The organism is Mucilaginibacter sp. cycad4, assembly GCF_034263275.1.
Taxonomy (GTDB): Bacteria; Bacteroidota; Bacteroidia; order Sphingobacteriales; family Sphingobacteriaceae; genus Mucilaginibacter.
This window is the reverse complement of sequence record NZ_CP139559.1, coordinates 1,246,174-1,266,466: the sequence shown is the minus strand read 5'-3', so window position 1 is coordinate 1,266,466 and position 20,293 is coordinate 1,246,174. Positions and strand designations below refer to the sequence as shown.

General features: G+C 40.6%; 15 protein-coding genes. 13 read left to right on the top strand and 2 right to left on the bottom strand.

Annotated elements, in window-relative coordinates; all coding sequences use genetic code 11:
- The first annotated feature begins 90 nt into the window (after window positions 1-90).
- Window positions 91-1,143: a class 1 fructose-bisphosphatase gene (fbp, locus tag SNE26_RS05375; RefSeq protein ID WP_321558337.1), complete on the top strand. Its 1,053-nt coding sequence runs from the start codon at window positions 91-93 to the stop codon at window positions 1,141-1,143.
- Window positions 1,144-1,502: 359 nt separating this feature from the next.
- Window positions 1,503-2,921: a pectate lyase gene (locus SNE26_RS05370; RefSeq protein WP_321558336.1), complete on the top strand. Its 1,419-nt coding sequence runs from the start codon at window positions 1,503-1,505 to the stop codon at window positions 2,919-2,921.
- A gap of 98 nt (window positions 2,922-3,019) precedes the next feature.
- Here the strand turns inward: SNE26_RS05370 and SNE26_RS05365 are convergent, their stop codons facing one another.
- Window positions 3,020-4,000, bottom strand: a complete 981-nt coding sequence (locus SNE26_RS05365; RefSeq protein WP_321558335.1) for a hypothetical protein — start codon at window positions 3,998-4,000, stop codon at window positions 3,020-3,022.
- Window positions 4,001-4,003: 3 nt separating this feature from the next.
- Entirely contained in the window at window positions 4,004-5,434 is a 1,431-nt protein-coding gene (locus SNE26_RS05360) for an MBOAT family O-acyltransferase (RefSeq protein ID WP_321558334.1), read from the bottom strand.
- Window positions 5,435-5,832: 398 nt separating this feature from the next.
- On the opposite strand from SNE26_RS05360, the gene glmS reads away from it, so the two are divergent.
- The 11 genes from glmS to SNE26_RS05305 all read left to right on the top strand — a co-directional run bounded on the left by glmS (window position 5,833) and on the right by SNE26_RS05305 (window position 20,291).
- Entirely contained in the window at window positions 5,833-7,671 is a 1,839-nt protein-coding gene (gene glmS / locus SNE26_RS05355) for a glutamine--fructose-6-phosphate transaminase (isomerizing) (RefSeq protein WP_321558333.1), read from the top strand.
- A 402-nt stretch (window positions 7,672-8,073) separates the two neighbouring features.
- Entirely contained in the window at window positions 8,074-8,742 is a 669-nt protein-coding gene (locus tag SNE26_RS05350) for a polysaccharide biosynthesis/export family protein (RefSeq protein WP_321558332.1), read from the top strand.
- 34 nt (window positions 8,743-8,776) lie between these two features.
- Window positions 8,777-11,089: a polysaccharide biosynthesis tyrosine autokinase gene (locus tag SNE26_RS05345; protein ID WP_321558331.1), complete on the top strand. Its 2,313-nt coding sequence runs from the start codon at window positions 8,777-8,779 to the stop codon at window positions 11,087-11,089.
- Window positions 11,090-11,724: 635 nt separating this feature from the next.
- On the top strand, window positions 11,725-12,288 hold the full coding sequence (locus SNE26_RS05340; RefSeq protein ID WP_321558330.1) for a UpxY family transcription antiterminator: 564 nt from the start codon (window positions 11,725-11,727) through the stop codon (window positions 12,286-12,288).
- A complete protein-coding gene (locus SNE26_RS05335; protein WP_321558329.1) occupies window positions 12,278-13,576 on the top strand; it encodes a nucleotide sugar dehydrogenase in 1,299 nt (432 codons plus the stop codon). The genes SNE26_RS05340 and SNE26_RS05335 overlap by 11 nt, the downstream gene beginning before the upstream one ends.
- A gap of 7 nt (window positions 13,577-13,583) precedes the next feature.
- Window positions 13,584-15,023: a lipopolysaccharide biosynthesis protein gene (locus SNE26_RS05330; protein ID WP_321558328.1), complete on the top strand. Its 1,440-nt coding sequence runs from the start codon at window positions 13,584-13,586 to the stop codon at window positions 15,021-15,023.
- Complete coding sequence (locus SNE26_RS05325; protein ID WP_321558327.1) at window positions 15,020-16,195, top strand: DegT/DnrJ/EryC1/StrS family aminotransferase; 1,176 nt, start codon at window positions 15,020-15,022, stop codon at window positions 16,193-16,195. Before SNE26_RS05330 ends, SNE26_RS05325 begins: the two co-directional genes overlap by 4 nt.
- A complete protein-coding gene (locus tag SNE26_RS05320) occupies window positions 16,192-17,049 on the top strand; it encodes a glycosyltransferase (RefSeq protein ID WP_321558326.1) in 858 nt (285 codons plus the stop codon). The genes SNE26_RS05325 and SNE26_RS05320 overlap by 4 nt, the downstream gene beginning before the upstream one ends.
- A gap of 23 nt (window positions 17,050-17,072) precedes the next feature.
- Window positions 17,073-18,242, top strand: a complete 1,170-nt coding sequence (locus SNE26_RS05315) for a glycosyltransferase (protein ID WP_321558325.1) — start codon at window positions 17,073-17,075, stop codon at window positions 18,240-18,242.
- A 19-nt stretch (window positions 18,243-18,261) separates the two neighbouring features.
- Window positions 18,262-19,029, top strand: coding sequence for a DUF2334 domain-containing protein (locus SNE26_RS05310; protein ID WP_321558324.1), 768 nt, complete (start codon window positions 18,262-18,264; stop codon window positions 19,027-19,029).
- Between the two features lie 17 nt (window positions 19,030-19,046).
- On the top strand, window positions 19,047-20,291 hold the full coding sequence (locus SNE26_RS05305) for a DegT/DnrJ/EryC1/StrS family aminotransferase (RefSeq protein WP_321558323.1): 1,245 nt from the start codon (window positions 19,047-19,049) through the stop codon (window positions 20,289-20,291).
- Window positions 20,292-20,293 lie beyond the last annotated feature (2 nt).

The window sequence follows — 20,293 nt, the reverse complement described above, 5'->3', positions numbered from 1 at the left end:
ATTGGCAATTGATACACATATTCCTTTAACCATTTTACTTAAATCCTCTTTTAACCAACCGGATTAAAACAACATTAAACCTTGAAAAATATGACGGCATTTAAAACCCTTGGACAATTTATTATTGAACGGCAAAAAGATTTTCCTTATGCAAAAGGTGAACTCTCCCGGCTACTTCGTGATATTGGGATCGCTGCTAAAATAGTAAACAGAGAAATTAATAAAGCTGGCCTTGTAGATATTTTAGGGGATGCCGGTTCATCCAATATCCAGGGGGAATCACAAAAAAAGCTGGATATTTATGCTAACGAACAGTTCATTGCAGCCTTAAGAAGCGGCGGTGAGTGCTGTATAGTTGTTTCGGAAGAAAATGATGAATACCTGGTTATTGACTCGGATATTTCAAAAGAGGCAAGCTATGTTGTTGCACTCGATCCTTTAGACGGATCATCCAACATAGATGTTAATGTAGGCGTAGGGACCATATTCTCCATTTACAGAAGAAAATCTGAGAACGGTAAATCATCTACCAATGAAGATGTACTACAACTTGGTACCGAACAGGTGGCTGCGGGATATGTTATTTATGGCTCTTCAACCATGCTGGTATATAGTACAGGCAAGGGGGTGAATGGCTTTACTCTTGATCCCTCTATCGGGGAGTTTTGTCTTTCACATCCTCACATGACTGTACCGGCTACGGGCACAATTTACTCCATAAATGAGGGTAATTACATTCATTTTCCGGATGGGGTAAAAAAATACATAAAATATTGCCAGGTAGAGGATCCGGATACTCAACGGCCATATACTTCCAGGTACACGGGATCGATGGTTGCAGATATACACCGGACTTTAATAAAAGGCGGGATCTTTATCTATCCACCTACTACTGGCGCAAAAAAAGGAAAACTCCGGCTCATTTATGAATGTAACCCTATGGCTTATATTATTGAACAAGCAGGCGGCAAAGCATCAGACGGATACAAAAGGATTATGGAAATTGAAGTAAAGGAGCTGCACCAGCGCTCTTCCATATTTATCGGTTCAATGGATATGGTACTCAAAGCAGAAGAATTTATGTCATCATTTTCACCAAAATTATTTGTGAAGTCGTTTGAAGGAGAAGTTAAAATTCAATAAGCACGTTAAAAAATGTATTAGTGATCAGACTAAGCACCTGCTTTTTGTAAAGCTGCCTTCACAATTTAAAGCTTTAATTGCAAGTTAAAAATCCTGGATAAAAGTCAAATTCAAAGCATCAAGAGACAATAAATGACGAAAATTGTTTTTTCTTTTGAGCTAAAATTGTCATCTAAATGTCATGAAGTGTGAAATCCTTTACAACTATACGTGTTATAAATACACACAATTTTATACGTTTAAACAACAGAATCGACACTTTTGAACTATCTAAGACTTTAGTCTATATCTTTAGGGAAAAATTAACGGTAATTTTTAATATAAGGTCGCGTTTCGTTGCCTTAATTAAAAATTATAACATGCAAAAAACAAAATCCTTAAAAAAAATGACTTTTGGCAGTTTGGCACTGAGCGCAATTATCCTCATCGGAAGTTGCTCCAAAAATGCAGACCAACCAGTAACCGTTCCAATTAATGATTTAAACGCCAGCGCAAGCTTGGCAACAACCGCCACAACGTCCACCGTTTACACGATGGACGTTTCTTCGATCCGCCATGATGAAGGCTACGCTTACAAAGTTAGCCCTATTTCCGTAAGCGGAGATTCAAATGAGGCGCCAACCTCATCAACACTTAAAGTTTATGAAAACGGTGTTGCATTAGGTCCGGCCCACTCTGTCCACACTGACATCAGGGACCTTGGTAAAGGTCGCTTCAGTCACTGGGGAACAGGATTGTACTTCTCAACTTCCGACAACAGCAACCCTCTGACAAACGGAAGAAAGTACACTTATACCCTTACCGGTACTGCAACCAGCGGCGCAACAGCTCCTGCTACGAGTGCCCCCGTAACATCACCAGCAACCGGCTCTGTATTAAGTACAGTATTAACCGGCTATGCTGCTGTTAACGGCACTACAACCGGCGGTAAGGGCGGTACCACAGTAACCGTTAGCACACTGGCCGCGTTCAAATCTGCAGTGGCAGGCAATTCGCCTAAGATTGTGTATGTTTCCGGAACAATTAGCGGATCAGGCTTAACTCCAGTGTATGTTGGTTCAAATACCACCATCATCGGTAAAACCGGCGCCGTTATCCAAAGCTTGAACCTTTACCTTTTCACAGTTAGCAACATCATCATCCAAAACGTTACGTTTAGAAACTATGTAACTGAATGTGGTATCTATGTTAAATTCCAATCACACCACGTTTGGATTGATCATTGCGATTTTGCTACAGACCGCAGCCATGGCTGGGATTACTGGGGTAAAGACATCGGCATCGCCGAAGGTTCTGACTACGTAACCATTTCATGGAACAAATTCCATGACACCTACCTGTCATTGCTTATTGGTTCGGTAACAAGCGATGCTGTTGCAGCCAACACAGGCAAACTACACGTTACAGTACACCACAACTACTGGTACAATGTATCTGAAAGGGAACCAACGTTGGTATTCGGTAGCATCCACATGTACAACAACTACCACTTAAACAATGATGGTTATTCTATCGGCGCAAGGTACGGTGGCATGGTAAGAACAGATAATGAGTATTTCTCAGGCTGTAAAAAACCCCTTACTACTAACTTAGACGGCGACCCTGTAGGTTACTTCAGCGGTACAACAACTAACGTTTATTCTAATTGCGGTAAAAACGACATTACCTCATCTTTATCAACGTGGGTACCCTCATACTCTTACGCTTCTCTGCTTACCCCTGCTGCAAACGTTCCTGCAGTAGTAACAGCAGGTGCTGGTGTTAAAACAGTTAATTAATTAAATTATTCATCCCCCATTCTAAGTAAAAGGCCGCTTTATGAATTATCATAAAAGCGGCCTTTTACTTTTTATTGCTGCGCACTGCAGTTGGAATATTAATTTTGAGATACCGGTTCTTCGCTGCTGAGGTATTGAACGTTAGCCTCCGGGCTTAGCCTTTTCTTCATGAAGGCCACAATAGTATCAGTATACAGATCAGCTCCCCTGCCATTCAAATGCGCCCTGTCCGAATAGTATTCCGGGTTTTTAAAATATACATCGTTGGTAAAATCATGAAAAATAACCTTGTTACTATTACAAATACGCTTCAATTTTAAATAAGAGTTCTGTTGGGTATCATCGTTATACCTTGGCGATACAAAAACAAACAGCTGGATTTTTTGCCGCTTACATTCATTTATAAACAAATTCAGTGCATCTACATTATCGGCAGATATACTGTCTGAATAGGGTTTAAGCGATGTATGAATTGAAACCCTGCTGGCATCCATCTTATTATCCAAAGGGTTAAAACCCATAACAGTATTACCTGATGATAAAAAGTAATGCTGAAATATGGAAACCACCTGGCCATTATAGCGGTAAGTTTGAAGATGGCTTTTTAATAATTCTAACCGGCCTTTCTTTTCAATCATATTCCCAATAACGTCCGATTGTTTTAAATAGGGCAGTAAAATAGAAAGCCTGTTTTTTTCATCCTCCTTTTCACTTAACACATCGCTGGTCACATCTAAAACAACAACCTTAGGAACATGCCGCTGCAATGCCAGTTCAAATATTGCTGTACTGTATAAAAGCCCTTCGCCATCCCTGCCGCCATTGAAACAACTTAGGTTCAAACCATCTTTTATAAGTGAGGAGTTATAGTGGTGCGAGGCCCTTGAACTACCCAAAACCAACACATATTCATTTAAATTATATACCACATGATTAGCTACGGCGTATTCGCCCGAAGCCTGGTGTGTAAAAAAATAATAAAGACAAGCACCTGCTACCTGATCAACAGCTACAAAAGCCACGATCATCAATAACAACCTGGTAAAGAATTTATTGCTATTTTCTTTCAACTGCTTCATAATTTAAAACTGAAAATAAATGAATTGTCCGCCATCAAAAACTCCAAACAGCAGGATTATGAAAACCAACCCTAAATAGGAGGCCATACGGATCCCCCAGTTTTCGCTATGCAGAAACCGCAATGAATGAAGGCCGTACTCTTGTTTTAATTCGTAAAAAAACAATGCAGCTATAGCCATCAAATCATACAGAAAATAAGAAGGTTCTCCGATAAAGAAACCCGGTTTATAAATAAAAACTCCTTTTAGCAAACCCCAGGCCTGCTGTAACGACACAGCTCTGAAAAAGATCCAGCTGATAGTGACAAGTAAAATTGTGAAAGATATATTTAAAAAATTGGCAAGCACTCCGCTACCTAAACTCAATTTATTTGCTGCTGCAGCCCTCCATTTCTGCGTTGCCATTCCGCAGATCAGGTAAAAACCGTGTAAAGCCCCCCAAACAATAAATGTCCAGTTAGCACCATGCCATAAGCCGCTGATCATAAACACGGCAAATAAATTTAAATATAACCGGCCTTTGCTAACGCGATTGCCTCCTAAAGGGATATAAACATAATCTTTAAACCAGGTAGAAAGTGAGATATGCCATCTGCTCCAAAACTCGCTTATACTTTTTGCAAAATAAGGCCGCTTAAAATTCTCCATTAGTTTAAAGCCCATCACCCTTGCGCTGCCAATAGCGATATCCGAGTAACCAGAAAAATCACAATAGATCTGGACTGCAAAAAACAAGGAAGCCAGCACGATTGTAGCCGATCCGTGTTCGGGATAATTACTAAAAACAGTTTTTACATATATAGATAGCCTATCGGCAACAACAACCTTTTTAAAAAAACCGATCAGCATCCTTTTTAATCCCTCAGAAACATCCAGGGCATTAAAACGATGCTCGGTTTTAAACTGTGGTAACAGGTTTTGAGGCCGTTCAATAGGGCCGGCAACCAATTGAGGATAAAACATTACATATAAAGCATAAATACCAAAATGACGTTCGGCCTGTTGATGGCCACGATAAACCTCAATGGTATAGCTCATCGCCTGGAATGTGTGAAATGATAACCCTATCGGGAGCAAAATCTGTAAAAACGGAATCGGATTAGTATAACCCATCCAGTACAATATCCCGGATAAATTGGCATTAAAAAAGTTGAAGTATTTGAATACCGCCAACACCCCGATATTAGCCGTAAGGCTCAGGATCAACAAAAGTTTCTTCTTTTTAGGGTCGTTAACTTTTTCAAGATAAATCCCGGCTGTGTAATCAATAATTATGGTAAAAAACAGGATAAGGATGTATATGGCCTTAAAGAACATATAAAAATAGCAGCTTGCTGAAAGCAGCAGCAGCCACCTGAATTTATGAGGCACCAGGAAATATAAAACTGTTACCACAGGAAAAAACAGCAGAAAAGTAAATGAGTTGAATATCATTGTCAGGTTCTTTTTGGTTAATTAAACCTAACTCAAAATAAAATGATAAAAAATAGCGGCACTACGATCGTATATCATTCTGTAAAATCACGCAACAAACTTCACAGCCAAAATCTGATCAGGGCATTGCAAGTTCAGGAGGCCAGTCACAGTAACCCCGACGCAAATTGATTCTCTAATCATTGAGTAAGAAATACCTCCAGGTAGCTTATCATATAACACAACAAACTAAAATGTAAAGCAATTTATATCCTTTTACAGTTTAAACGTGTAAAACGGCATCAGATTTACAATTTACGGGCAATTGAACAGGGCTCATACTTTATTGATAGTCAATTAAATAATTTTACTCACCAAGTAACAAATAAACTTAATTTATCATTTAAAGACCTAAAACTATGTGCGGAATTGTTGGTTACATCGGATCAAGAGATGCGTGGCCCGTTGTGTTAAACGGCCTCAAACGATTAGAATATCGTGGTTATGATAGCGCCGGTATTGCTATTATAAATAATGTAGGCTTCAGTGTATATAAAAAAACCGGAAAAGTGGCGTGTCTTGAGGAGCACACAGCCGATAAAGACAAAAGCGGGCATGTTGCCATAGGCCATACCAGGTGGGCCACACACGGCGCCCCGTCTGATGCAAATTCGCATCCGCATAGCTCAAACGATAACCGCCTGCACATTATCCATAACGGGATCATCGAAAATTACCTGATCCTTAAAGAAGAATTGCTTGCCCGGGGGCACACCTTTAAAAGTGAAACGGATACTGAAATCCTGATCCACTTAATTGAGGAAATTCAAAATATCGAACAAACAGATTTATTGGAAGCTGTCCGCTTAGCTTTAAATACCGTGATAGGTGCTTACGCCATTGTTGTCCTGGACAGGGAAAATCCTGATCAACTGATTGCCGCCCGAAAAGGCAGTCCACTGGTTATTGGTGTTGGCAATGGCGAATATTTTATTGCATCAGACGCCACCCCTATTATCGAATACACAAAAAACGTAGTGTATTTAAAGGATAACGAAATAGTACAGGTAAAACCAAGCGGGCTTTTAATAAAGAAGCTTGACAATGTTGTGCAAACCCCATTGATCCAGGAACTGGAATTAAAGCTTGAATCGTTAGAAAAAGGCGGCTTTGAGCACTTCATGATGAAGGAAATCTTTGAGCAGCCGCGATCAATAAGAGATTGTATGCGCGGCCGCATCTTCCCGCTTGAAGGTAAGGTTGAGTTAGGAGGCATTAAACAATATACCGATAAGCTTAAAAATGCCGAGCGGATAATTATTATTGCCTGCGGCACCTCGTGGCATGCCGGCTTAACAGGCGAATACCTTATTGAAGAATACGGGCGCATTAAGGTAGAGGTTGAATATGCTTCCGAATTCAGGTACCGCAACCCCATAATTACCGACAAGGATATTGTAATGGCGGTATCTCAATCGGGCGAAACTGCCGACACATTAGCCGCCATTGAGATAGCTAAAGAACGGGGTGCAACCATCCTGGGTGTCTGTAATGTTGTTGGCGCGTCGATTCCGCGCGTAACCGATGCAGGGGTTTACACCCATGCCGGGCCGGAGATAGGTGTGGCTTCAACAAAGGCCTTTACAGCACAGGTTACTGTTTTAACTTTAATTGCTTTATATATCGCACAGCACAAAGGTACTTTAACGCCAGGCAAGCTCACCAATTTGTTAACGGAGCTTGATACGATACCCGATAAAATACAAACGCTGCTGCAGGATAATGAATTAATTGAAGACATTGCTTCCAAAATAAAGAATGCACCTAACTGCTTGTTCCTGGGCCGGGGCTTTGGCTTTCCGGTGGCTTTGGAGGGAGCTTTAAAATTGAAGGAGATCTCCTATATCCACGCCGAAGGTTACCCCGCTGCCGAAATGAAGCATGGGCCCATTGCGTTAATTGATGAGCAGATGCCGGTGATTTTCATCGCCACAAAAAACTCGTCGTACGAAAAGGTGATTAGCAACATACAGGAGGTTAAGGCCCGGAAAGGAATAGTAATAGCAATTGTTACCAGGGGCGATGTTAAAGTAAAAAACATGGCCGATTATTGCATTGAAATCCCCGATGCAGATGAAGCCTTTTTACCGCTGCTCGCCACTATCCCACTACAACTTCTCGCCTATCATATAGCTGTAAAACGGGGCTGTAATGTTGATCAGCCCCGTAACCTGGCCAAATCAGTTACGGTTGAATAAATTTGTAATAATTAACCAACAAACTCCATAAAAAAGCAGGCTTAAGCCTGCTTTTTTATGTGTTACTCTTTCTGGGTGTAACCACTATTATGTGAAAATGTAGCCCAAAATTCCCAAATAAGACACTTTTTTCTCATCCCTTTACACATGCCTGCATTGCCGCTTTACATGTTCTGTAAAAACTAAGATACAGGTTTACAAAAAAGTGGCAATCGACTAAAACCGTATACTATCGATGCCCAAATAGATAAATTTGACTAACCAAATAAACCAGTTCAAAATAGTTTCCTAAACTCTCTTAAACTATTGATGATGAAAAAAATTAATATATACTGTTTCATTACAGCATTGCTATTGATAACCGGATGTGCCGGGAGTCGTGATCTTGTTTATTTCAGCAACATGACAAATACAAGTGCTGGAAATAACAATACAAGCGGAACAGTAGTCATTCATCAGAAAGATATTTTAAATGTAACTGTTAACAGCTTAAACCCCGAATCGAACCTGCTGTTTAATGGCAACAAAAATGCAGGCTTAAGCAATCAATCAACCCGTGGCGGATACAAGGTAAATGAAAATGGATTTGTGAATTTACCGCTCATAGGCGACTATAAAATTGAAGGACAAACCATAGAGGAAGCACAGATCGAAATAGCTAAAAAACTATCAGTTGTTGTTAAAAACCCGGTGGTTGACATCCAGCTTCTAAACTTTAAAATAAGTGTGATAGGCGAAGTTAATAAACCATCAACATTTATAATAACCGACGAAAATGTAAACTTACTTGAAGCATTAGGTATGGCCGGGGATATGACAGTTTATGGACGAAGGGAAAATGTGCTGGTGATCCGCACAGAAAACGGACGCAGAACAATGAACCGCCTTAACCTGAATAAAGTTGAATCGATGGATTCGCCTTACTTCAATCTTAAACAAAATGATATTGTTTATGTAGAGCCCGACAAATCAAAGGCAGTTGAGTATAGCCAAAGTACACGCTTAGCACCAATAGTAGTAGCCTCAATTTCGGCATTAGCTGTATTGGCGGCAGTACTTTTAAGAAGATAAAATACAGTTTTAGAGATACCTAAGAATAGCTGACATGGATAACAATTTTATTTTAAAAGAACCTTTGCCAGGCAACAAGTTCAGGAACAACATAAAGCCTTATTTAAATGGCTGGTATTTATTCCTGATAAGCATGGTTATCTGTTTAGCAGCAGCCTGGACATACCTTAACTATGTTACCCCGCTATATAAAATAACAAGTACACTGCAGATCCCCGACGATAAAAAAGGTGATGGCATTTTAAAGGCTACCGCATTCAGCGATCTGAACATGTTTCAGGAAACTAAAACTGTAGATAACGAAATGGAGGTACTGCGATCAAAAGATTTGATTTATAGCGTATTCAAAAAGCTTAACCTGGAAACCTCCTATTTTGACGAAAGCGGCTTTAAAGTAAAAGAACTTTATGGTAATGAACGGCCTTTCACCGTTACTATAAAGAGAATGGGGAAATTTGCATATCAGAAAAAACTATATATTCAGCCGTATTCACAAAGTAAGTTTTTATTAAAAGAAGAAACTAAAACGTGGACCTACAGCTATAACCAAATGATTAATCACAATGATTATTCGTTTAAAGTAGAAAAAGGCCCCGCTCATGCAGATAACGAAACCCCTATACTGATCCAGTTTAAAAACCTTACCAGGCTGGCGGCAGCTTACAGCGCCGGATTATTACAGGTAAACCCTGTAGTTAAAGAATCAAACACCTTAACCTTAAGCCTGGTTGATGCTGTGCCCGAAAGAGGGGTTGATATTCTTAACAACATCATATCTACCTACAACGCCGAAAACGTTGTTAAGAAAAACGTTACAGCTGTAAATACCATCTTATTCATTGATAAACGATTACACGATTTAGAACAAGACCTGTCATACACCGAAGGCGATATTGAAAACTTTAAGCAAAGGAATGGAGCTGCAGAGATCAATGCAAGCACACAGGTAAATCTGACAAAATCTGCAGAATATAATCAGCTGCTTGAAGAGTCAAATACTCAATTGGGTATTGTGAATTCCATTGAAGCATATTTAAAAAACTCGGCTAACCAATATGATGCTGTACCCAGTACCATGGGGTTGAAGGACCCGGCATTAAATACCCTGGTTAGCCGTTTCAACGACCTGCAGTTGGAAAGGAACCGCATGCTGGGCAGTGCAAACCTTGCCAATCCCCTTGTTCAAAACCTGAGCAGCCAGATAGCCAGCCTTCGCGTAAATATCATGGAAAATCTTAGTAATATTAAAAAAGGATTCTCTATCAGCCACAAATTGCTCAGTCAAAATTCTGCCCAGTATGACTCCCGCATCCGCTCTGTTCCCTCGCTTGAACGTGGGCTTTTGCAACGGAGCAGGGAACAGGGGGTAAAAACCAATTTATACCAGTACCTGCTGCAAAAAAGAGAAGAAACAGCGTTGTCTTTATCAGCTACAATCCCGTCGTCGCAATTGATTGATAAACCTGCTGCCAATCCTGTAGCCGAATTTCCCAAACAACAGCTCACCTATTTATTCGCCATTATAGCAGGGTTGTTTATACCGGGGATTTTCATCTTCCTCAAAGATAAATTTAGCCTGAAAATCAAGAATCAGTCAAGCCTGTTGAATATAAAAGGAATAAAGATCCTGGGCGAGTTATGCCATAACAATGAAGATCAAAATCCGGTAGTTATATCTAACGGAAGCAATACCAACATTTCAGAACTGTTCAGGTATATCAGGAGTAATATTGGCTTCCTAAACCAGGGAACGCAGCATAAGACCATGCTTGTTACATCATCTATGAAAGGCGAAGGCAAAACCTTTTTCAGCATCAACCTGGGATTAACCCTTGCCATGCTCAATAAACGGGTATTAATTATGGAGTTTGACCTGCGCAAACCCGATTTACTTAAAAACATCAACATGGAGCAAACCAAAGGCATTACTGATTTTTTAATCGGTGATACCAATTCACCTGCCGAATGTATCCAGGCCTATAATGAATCAGATAACCTGTTTGTGATGGGAAGCGGCAGTAAGGCAATTAACCCTGCCGAGCTATTGTCAGATAAACGGCTTGACCTGCTTTTTAACTGGTGCAAAACCGAGTTTGATTATATCGTGCTTGACACATCGCCTGTTGGCGCTGTTGCCGACGCTTTTAGCCTGGCTAAATACGCCGAGTTGAGCATTTATATTGTACGGTATAATTATACCAACACCGAGCAATTGAGTATCCTGAGAGATATTTACGATAATGATAAATTAAATAACCTTATGGTAGTGTTTAACGATGCGAAAAAAGAAAACCGGGAGGCCTATGCTTATGGTGGCTATGGATACGCATCGGCTTATGGCAGTTGATAGCTACCATTTTTACTACAGCATAAAGTTAATGCTAATATGTATATAAACTTTTAGCTACACTGTCTTACTGAACGCCGCTGTACCATGTAACTGGATTGGCGGAGCCGTAAGCAACGTACGTTGCAGTTGTTATGAACCAAAAACCGGGTAAAGCCGGAGAACCATATAAGCCGTTAGCTGGCTATTTTTTACCGCCTGACCAGTGTGACTGGATTGGCGGAGCCACAGGAAGGCCGACACACCGGTTATATTTTATTATAAACGGGTAAAACCGGTAAATATTGTTGTAAACTTTTAGTTCGATTATTTTTTTAGGTGCCGCCTAACCATGTGACTGGGATGGCGGAGCCACAGCCAACGCAAGTTGTTGTTATTATAAACCAAATTACCGGGTAAAACCGGCGAATATTATAAACCATTAGTTCGATTATTTTTTATTAACCGCTTAACCATGTGACTGGATTGGCGGAGCCACAGCCAACACAGGCTGCAGCTATAATAAATCAGATAACCAGGTTAATAATTTTCAAGTACTATTTTTTTATAAAACCATCATCACTTGCGCCATGTGAGTGAGTTGGCGAAGCTATAGTAGGCCCTATTAATTCCCCCGATCCAACTTTATTCATTTTATGGAAACCCAATTAAGAGCACCGCAATTTCGCATGACAAATTATCATGAAAAAAAATGGCTTGTTATTTACACCAAGCCCAGATGGGAAAAAAAGGTGGACAAGCTTTTGAAGCAAAATGGCATTGAATGCTATTGCCCGGTCAGAGATGTAGTAAACCAATGGTCTGACAGGAAAAAGGAGGTCAGTGTCCCCCTGTTTAGCTCCTATGTATTTGTTCATGTTGATGCCTATGAGCAGTCAAGGGCACTTTACGTAATGGGAGCGTTAGGTTTTGTTTACTATATGGGTAAACCCGCTGTAGTGAGGGACAACGTGATAGACGAGATCAGGACAAATCTTATACACTACAAAGACATGGAAATTGTGAGCCTTAAAAACCTCACTGTTGGTGATACAGTTAAAATAAAAGATGGCGCTCTGGTAAATCAGATGGGTAAGGTGCTGCAGATACAGGGCAAAAATGTATTAATGGTTTTTGAAACCATCAATTGCGCTTTGGTAACACGTGTTTCAATCCAAAACTTATCAGTTCATAACATCAGCAGAAATCATGAAAATTGAGAATTATCAACCTAAATTAGGCATCATCGGTCTTGGCTATGTAGGCCTGCCCCTGGCAGTTGAATTTGCAAAAAAATACAAGGTTATAGGCTATGATATTAATGTAGATCGCATTAATGAGCTCAAATCGGGTATTGACCACACTTTAGAGATCGACTCCGACCAATTAAATGCAGTAATTACCCCTGTTTGCACAACCGCAACCGGCTTATATGTTACTGATGAAGTTGAAAAACTAAGGCAATGTTCCATATTTATTGTAACAGTCCCAACCCCTGTTGATAAAAACAACCGGCCGGATCTTTCTCCGCTAATAAATGCCAGCCGGGTTGTAGGCAAGGTTTTAAAAAAGAATGATATCGTGGTTTACGAATCTACCGTGTACCCGGGGGTAACAGAAGATGAATGTATGCCTGTTTTAGAAAAAGTATCGGGACTTACTTATAACGTTGATTTTTTTGCAGGGTACTCGCCTGAAAGGATCAATCCCGGAGACAAACTACATACTGTTTCAAAGATCCGCAAAATTACATCAGGCTCCACTCCCGAAACAGCCGAAACGGTAGATAAGCTTTACCAATCGGTTATTACAGCCGGTACATTTAAAGCACATTCAATAAAAGTAGCCGAAGCTGCCAAGGTAATTGAAAATGCGCAACGCGATATAAATATTGCATTTGTGAACGAGCTGGCCATGATATTTAATAAACTGGGCATTGATACCCATAAAGTATTGGAAGCAGCGGGCACCAAATGGAACTTCTTAAATTTCAGGCCAGGTCTTGTTGGTGGGCATTGTATCGGGGTTGACCCATATTATCTTGCTCAAAAGGCCCAGGAGGCAGGTTATCACCCCGAAATTATTTTGGCCGGCCGGCGTATTAACGACTCCATGGGTGCTTATGTTGCCGATCAGTTTATTAAACAGATGATTTGCCGCGGCACTTCAATAACCGATAGCGAGGTATTGATACTTGGCTTCACTTTTAAAGAAAACTGCCCCGACGTAAGGAATACCCGTGTAATTGACATAGTTAAGCGGCTTGAAGAGTATAAAGTAAAAGTACATATTCATGATCCCTGGGCCAATGCCACGCATGCAAAAAAGGCCTACGGTATAATATGTGAAAATGGCGAGTCAAAAACCCGCACCTACGATGGGGTTTTACTTGCTGTTGCCCACGAGGAGTTTAAAGAAATGAATGTAAAAGCGCTTTGCAAACCCAATGCGGTACTGTATGATTTGAAGGCATTTTTACCAGAAAACGTTGTTAACGCCCGGCTTTAAAAAATTTATGACCTACAAACAAAGAGCCGTATCCGGCATAGTATGGGCGCTGTGGCAGCAATTAAGTTCAAAGGTGGTGAGCTTTGGCATATCTATATTCCTGGCGCGGATCCTGGAGCCGTCACAATTTGGTTTGATAGCTATGCTGTCGCTTTTCATTTCGGTTGGCAACAGCCTCCTGGATAGCGGCCTCACGGCTTCGCTGATCCGTACAACCAATGCCGATCAGCGCGATTATTCAACCGTATTCTTTTTTAATATCATTGGCAGTACCATCCTGTATTTGTTGCTTTTTTTATCGGCACCACTGATCTCTGCCTTTTATAATCAGCCGTTGTTAACCCAGGTAGTACGCGTTTACACTTTGATTTTGATCATCAATGCTTTTTTCGGGGTACAGAGCACATTACTGATAAAAGAGCTGAAATTTAAGAAACAAACAAATATTCAAATCCCATCTGCTATTGGCGGCGGTATATTAGGTATTATACTCGCAAAATTAGGATATGGCGTTTGGAGCCTTGTTTGGATGGGTTTATGCACATCCTTTTTATCAACAGCCATACACTGGATCACCTCAAGCTGGAGACCGGCATTGATTTTTGATAAAGCGTGCTTTAAAAAACATATCCACTTCGGTTACAAAATGACGCTATCGGGTTTAATTGATACTGTTTATCAAAACATCTACCTGATCATTATAGGTAAGTACTTTTCGGCAACCCAGCTTGGTTATTACAGCCGTGCCGATTCAATCAGCCAGCTGCCTATCAGTAACATTTCGGCAGCTATAAATAAAGTTACTTATCCTATGTTTGCAGAGATCTCAAATGACCCGGTACAGCTAAAAAATGTGTATAAACGGCTCATGCAGCAGGTGGTATTCTGGAACGCACCGGCACTTATATTGCTTAGCGTTATTGCAAGGCCCTTGTTTCACATCTTATTAACAGACAAATGGCTGCCAGCCGTTCCGTTTTTCCAGTTATTATGCATAGGCGGCATCATGTACCCGCTGCATTCATACAACTTAAATGTTTTAAAAGTAATGGGACAAAGCGCTTTGTTTTTAAAGTTAGAGGTTATTAAAAAGGTTTTGAGCGTAGTCGGTATCCTGCTTTTTATTCCCTTCGGGATTTACGGGCTATTATACTTTCAGTTACTTTTTAACATAATAGCCTACTATATCAATTCCATTTACAGCGGACGCTTAATTGACTACCCGGTTACCGAGCAGGTAAAAGACATTTTGCCAACGGTAACATTAGCCGGAAGCATTGGCCTCTGCTGTTATTTTCTCGATAAGCTGCTGATCAATGATTCTTTCATCCCGGCTATGCAAATTGGCATATTATTCATAGTATTTATTGCAATTTATTATGGCGCCAGTTTATTAATTAAACTTTCTGCCATTAAAGATTTTAACCAATTAATCCTAAAAAGATGATTCCAGTAACCAAACCATTTCTCCCTGCCGAAAAGGAGTTCAGAGCCTATGTTAAAAGTATCTGGGAAAGACAATGGCTCACCAACAATGGGCCCCTTGTAAACACGCTCGAATTAAAGCTAAAACAATACCTGGGTGTTAGCCATATGCTGTTTGTTACAAACGGCACAATAGCTTTGCAACTGGCCATTAAAGCGCTTAATTTAAGCGGGGAAATTATCACAACACCATTTTCATTTGTTGCTACTACAAGCACTATTGTATGGCAGGGTTGCCAACCTGTATTTGTTGACATCGATCCTGAAACGCTGAATATTGATCCGGCTAAAATTGAGGCTGCCATCACACCCAACACATCGGCTATACTGGCAACACACGTATTCGGTAACCCATGCGATATAACGGCCATACAAGCTATTGCCGACAAGCATAACCTTAAAGTGATCTATGACGCGGCACACTGCTTTGGCACATTTTATAAAAACCGTTCCGTATTTGAATATGGCGACATCAGTGTAACCAGCTTTCACTCAACCAAATTATACCATACTATTGAAGGCGGCGCCGTATTTACCCAGGATCCGGAATTATTAAAAACCATGGCCCTGATGCGTAATTTTGGATATTCGGGGGTTGACACTTTCTCGGAGGAAGGCATCAATGCAAAAAACAGCGAGTTCCATGCAGCAATGGGTTTATGCAACTTACGCCATGTTGATGAAATACTTAAAAAAAGAAAGTATTTGTACGAGCAATATCTGCAGCGCCTGGAAAACCTGGATGTTCAGTTCCAGAAACTTGAAAATGAGCAGGATTACAATTATGCGTACTTCCCCATCGTTTTTCAAACAGAGGCCCTAATGCATCAAAGTAAAGCAAAACTAGAGTTGGCACAGATCTATTGCAGGAGGTATTTTTACCCTTCGCTATCATCATTGCCATATGTAAAAAGCCAACCAATGCCTGTATGCGATTCGATTGCGTCAAGGGTGGTTTGTCTTCCTTTATACCATACGCTGTCACTTTCAGATCTCGACCTTATTTGCAGGTTATTGCTTCGTGCACAAAACTTTGACAACAACTTTAAGCCGAAACATTTTGGCACACTCGTTACCGATAAAATTGAATCTGAAATAAATGTAACAGCCGCGAATGTAAATGGATCAGTATGATTGATGAAGAAATAATGGTAAGTGTCCTCTGCATTACCTACAACCATGAAAAATTCATTTCCGAAGCTATCCGAAGCTTTTTGATGCAGAAAACCAACTTTAAGTTTGAGATCATCATTGGCGACGATTGCTCGGCAGATAAAACCCAATCAATAATTAAATTTTATTCAGAAACCTATCCCGGCAGGATCAAGCTTATAGCCTCCCCTACCAACTTAGGCACACATAAAAACTTAATTAATTGTATTACACAGTGCAGGGGCAGGTACATTGCACTTTGTGAGGGCGACGACTACTGGATCAATGAATATAAACTGCAAAAACAGGTTGATTTTTTGGAAAACAATGCCGACTTCGTTATTTGCTGCCATTACCACAAAGTAATAAACGTTAATAACAAAACACTTTATGTGCACCCTAACCCAACGCCGCTGATACATACGTATGCCGATTTACTGGCGGGGAAACAAGAAGAAACAAAAACTGCAACTGTGGTTTATCGCAACATTCCCGAAACCCATCAGTTGTTTTCTGCTCCCTGGTTTTTTGAATGTTTTGCCGGCGATAAAATGTTTAAGCTATGGGCCACTCAGCATACCGGCGGTAAAATTTATGTAATACCCGAGGTAATGAGTTGTTACCGCAATCATGAAGGCGGCGTATGGAGCATGATCAACGCCAAAGTACGTATGGAAATGGTTATCAGCGATTTCAATTTGATCATCAAAAATTTTACATACTCTGCAATGGCAAAAAAAAAGCTGTTGCTGCTTTACATTAAACGCTATCTGCTATTTGAATTACAAAACAAACGGTTTCGCAAAGCTTACGATACACTAAAATACCTGCTTTAACTGGCAGGGCATTAACACCAACAATGAACATACCAGCCGCTTCCTTTTCAAAACCCGTACTGTTTTTCATTATTCCTTCCCTTAAAGGAGGAGGAGCAGAAAGAGTTATCATATCGCTCGCTAATTACTTTAATAAAAACAACTTTCAGTCGGTACTCATTTCTCTAAACAATGATGTTCCGGCATACGAAATCGAAAATGGTGTTAAGGTAGTTTATCTAACAAACCGTCAAAAAAGCCAGTTCACTCACAGGATTTATCATATTGCCGAAACTTTTTATAAACTCATAAAGTTATTACGAACAGAAAAACCGGTGTGTACTTTGTCATTCATTACTTCGGCCAATATATGGGCCGGCATCACCTGTTCATTGACCCGGGTACCCTACATTGTTTCGGAACGCACATCGCCAGACAGAAGTGTTATCAGCTTTAATTATTTGCACAAGCACCTGGCTTTAAACCTGTATAAGAAATCGGCAGCAGTTGTTGTAAGTGCTAAAGGAGTTGAAGACTGCCTGCTTAAAGACAAAGACTTTAAAGCGCTCAATAATATTGAACGGATAACAAATGCCGTTACCATTTTCCAATCACCATCAGATCAGAAGGTTCACCATCGGAGATTTATTTTGGGGGTTGGCCGCCTGGCTTATGTAAAAGGCTTTGACATCCTTATTGAAGCCTATGCAAAATCGGGCCTCAATGACATTGATCTTATCATTATAGGCGATGGTGAAGAACGTGCTAACCTGGTTTGCCAGATCTTTAATCTTGGATTAAAAGAACGTGTACTATTGCCTGGAAGCCGGAATAATCTTCAGGATTATTACAGCCAGGCCGAAATGTTTGTCTTACCATCGCGTAACGAGGGATATCCCAACGCTTTAGTTGAAGCCATGAGCTTTGGCTGCCCCTCTGTAGCTGTAGATTGCAATTTTGGCCCTGCAGAGATCATCTCCAATGGCGAAAACGGGATACTGGTAAATAAAGCATCAATAAATGGTTTAGCCGACGCTATGCGGCGTTTGGCAGGCAATGAGACCCTAAAAACCAATCTTGGAAATCAGGCCCGCATCATATCCCAAACCAACCATCCGGATAAGATACTGGGCGAATGGGAAACTTTAATCAAAAAATATGCTGCTGTATCAGAAACCGCAGCACAACTAACAAGCAGTCAACCGGCTTTGTAAACCTATCAAACTGTTTACTATGTTACAATATCTAATTCGTTTGGATGATTTGTGCCCTACAAATAATCTGCAAAAATGGGAACGTTTCTTTACCCTGTTTGACAGGTATGGCATAAAACCCATAATAGCCGTTATCCCTGCCAATAAAGACCCCAAGCTAAAAGCCTGCGGTAATTTCAATCCTTACTACTGGCAATTGGTGAGGGAGCTTCAAAATAAAAATTATGTGATAGGCATGCACGGTTTTGATCATTATTACATAAATCACAACTCAGGTTTGCTGAAGATGAATAACAGATCAGAATTTGCCGGTGTACCATTGCAAACTCAGAGGGAAAAAATAAAAAAAGCATCTGAAATTTTCAGGAACGAAAGTATCCACCCCACTGTTTTTATTGCCCCGGCACATACCTTTGACCGCAATACGCTGTTAGCCTTACACGAGTATACAAACATTAAAATAATTAGCGACGGATTGCTCAGATCTCCTTACGTGCGGTTTGGCTTTAACTGGATCCCCGTTCAATTATCAGAAGTTGAACAAAAAACAAAATATACCTGGACATTTAATTATCATCCCGAAACCTGTTCAGTTAAAGCATTTCAAGACCTTGAAGTTTTTATAGAAAAAAACCATCATCTTTTTGTGTCGCTGGACAACCTTGATTTTTCAAATTATACCTGGGCAGATGCCATTATCGAAAAATATTGCATTTATAAAAGAATAGCGCGCGATTACGTTCAAAAGGCAATCGCTTTTATGGAACGGATTCCTGCCGGAAACTAACAATTATTAAACCAGATATGAAAATTTCTTTTGCGCCACCTTACATTGACCAGGCTGTTATAAACGAGGTTATAGACACGCTTAACTCGGGCTGGATAACCACCGGGCCCAAAGTAGCCGCACTTGAACAGCAAATGAAGCAACTAACAGCTTCGGATGCGGCTGTTTGCGTAAACTCCTGGACATCAGGAGCTATCCTGATGCTGAAATGGTTCGGGATAAAGGAAGGCGATGAGGTTATCATACCTGCATATACTTATTGTGCTACCGCTTTAAGTGTATTACATTGCGGGGCTACCCCGGTAATAGTTGATGTTGATGATGATTGCTGCATTTCGATACCAGCTGTGATCAAAGCTATAACCCCAAAAACTAAAGCAATTATCGCCGTAGATATAGCCGGCTGGCCTTGCGACTATGAAGGATTAAAAACTATTATAAACAGGCAGGACGTTAAAAAGCTGTTTGTACCTGAAAGCCCAAAGCAAAAAGTTTTAGGCCGGATCCTTTTAATTGCCGATGCAGCGCACTCAATCGGTGCAACCATAAATGAATTACCTGCGGCAAAGTATAGCGATGTTTCTATATTTTCTTTTCATGCAGTAAAAAACATTACCACTGCCGAAGGCGGTTGTATCTGCATCAATCTGCCTGACAACTTCAATGCAGCTGATGAGTACCGGTATTTAAAACTATATACCCTTAACGGTCAAACCAAGGATGCTTTTACCAAATCAAACGGGGGCGGCTGGAAATACGACATCCTGTTTATGGGCCTCAAGATCAATATGCCCGACATTTGTGCAGCAATAGGTCTCGGCCAGCTCAGAAATTACGATGCCCGGCTGCTCCCAATGCGCAAACGTGTTGCATCAATGTATTGCGACAGCTTTAAAGCCATGGATTGGTTTATTAAGCCCCCATTAAAAAATGAGCAAAGGGAATCGTCTTATCATTTGTTTGCCCTGCGGATTAAAGGTATATCGGAAGTACAGCGCGATCAAATCATCGACTGCATTATGAGTGAAGGCATCGCGGCCAATGTACACTTTATGCCGCTGCCTATGTTAACCCTCTTTAAAGATCTGGGCTACGACATCTCTCAATACCCGTCGGCTTACGCACTTTATGCCAATGAAATCTCGCTACCTATCTATCCGCAACTTTCAGATGAGCAGATAGATTTCATAATTACAACCGTTATAAACTCGGTAAATACCGTACTGGAAGAGTGTAAAGAACCTGCAAAAGTTGAATTATAATA

Bases quoted from the DNA above. Each gene is read 5' to 3' on its own strand.
- fbp (WP_321558337.1), top strand. From the start codon at position 91: ATGACGGCATTTAAAACCCTTGGACAATTTATTATTGAACGGCAAAAA.
- SNE26_RS05370 (WP_321558336.1), top strand. From the start codon at position 1,503: ATGCAAAAAACAAAATCCTTAAAAAAAATGACTTTTGGCAGTTTGGCA.
- SNE26_RS05365 (WP_321558335.1), bottom strand. From the start codon at position 4,000: ATGAAGCAGTTGAAAGAAAATAGCAATAAATTCTTTACCAGGTTGTTA.
- SNE26_RS05360 (WP_321558334.1), bottom strand. From the start codon at position 5,434: ATGATATTCAACTCATTTACTTTTCTGCTGTTTTTTCCTGTGGTAACA.
- glmS (WP_321558333.1), top strand. From the start codon at position 5,833: ATGTGCGGAATTGTTGGTTACATCGGATCAAGAGATGCGTGGCCCGTT.
- SNE26_RS05350 (WP_321558332.1), top strand. From the start codon at position 8,074: ATGACAAATACAAGTGCTGGAAATAACAATACAAGCGGAACAGTAGTC.
- SNE26_RS05345 (WP_321558331.1), top strand. From the start codon at position 8,777: ATGGATAACAATTTTATTTTAAAAGAACCTTTGCCAGGCAACAAGTTC.
- SNE26_RS05340 (WP_321558330.1), top strand. From the start codon at position 11,725: ATGGAAACCCAATTAAGAGCACCGCAATTTCGCATGACAAATTATCAT.
- SNE26_RS05335 (WP_321558329.1), top strand. From the start codon at position 12,278: ATGAAAATTGAGAATTATCAACCTAAATTAGGCATCATCGGTCTTGGC.
- SNE26_RS05330 (WP_321558328.1), top strand. From the start codon at position 13,584: ATGACCTACAAACAAAGAGCCGTATCCGGCATAGTATGGGCGCTGTGG.
- SNE26_RS05325 (WP_321558327.1), top strand. From the start codon at position 15,020: ATGATTCCAGTAACCAAACCATTTCTCCCTGCCGAAAAGGAGTTCAGA.
- SNE26_RS05320 (WP_321558326.1), top strand. From the start codon at position 16,192: ATGATTGATGAAGAAATAATGGTAAGTGTCCTCTGCATTACCTACAAC.
- SNE26_RS05315 (WP_321558325.1), top strand. From the start codon at position 17,073: ATGAACATACCAGCCGCTTCCTTTTCAAAACCCGTACTGTTTTTCATT.
- SNE26_RS05310 (WP_321558324.1), top strand. From the start codon at position 18,262: ATGTTACAATATCTAATTCGTTTGGATGATTTGTGCCCTACAAATAAT.
- SNE26_RS05305 (WP_321558323.1), top strand. From the start codon at position 19,047: ATGAAAATTTCTTTTGCGCCACCTTACATTGACCAGGCTGTTATAAAC.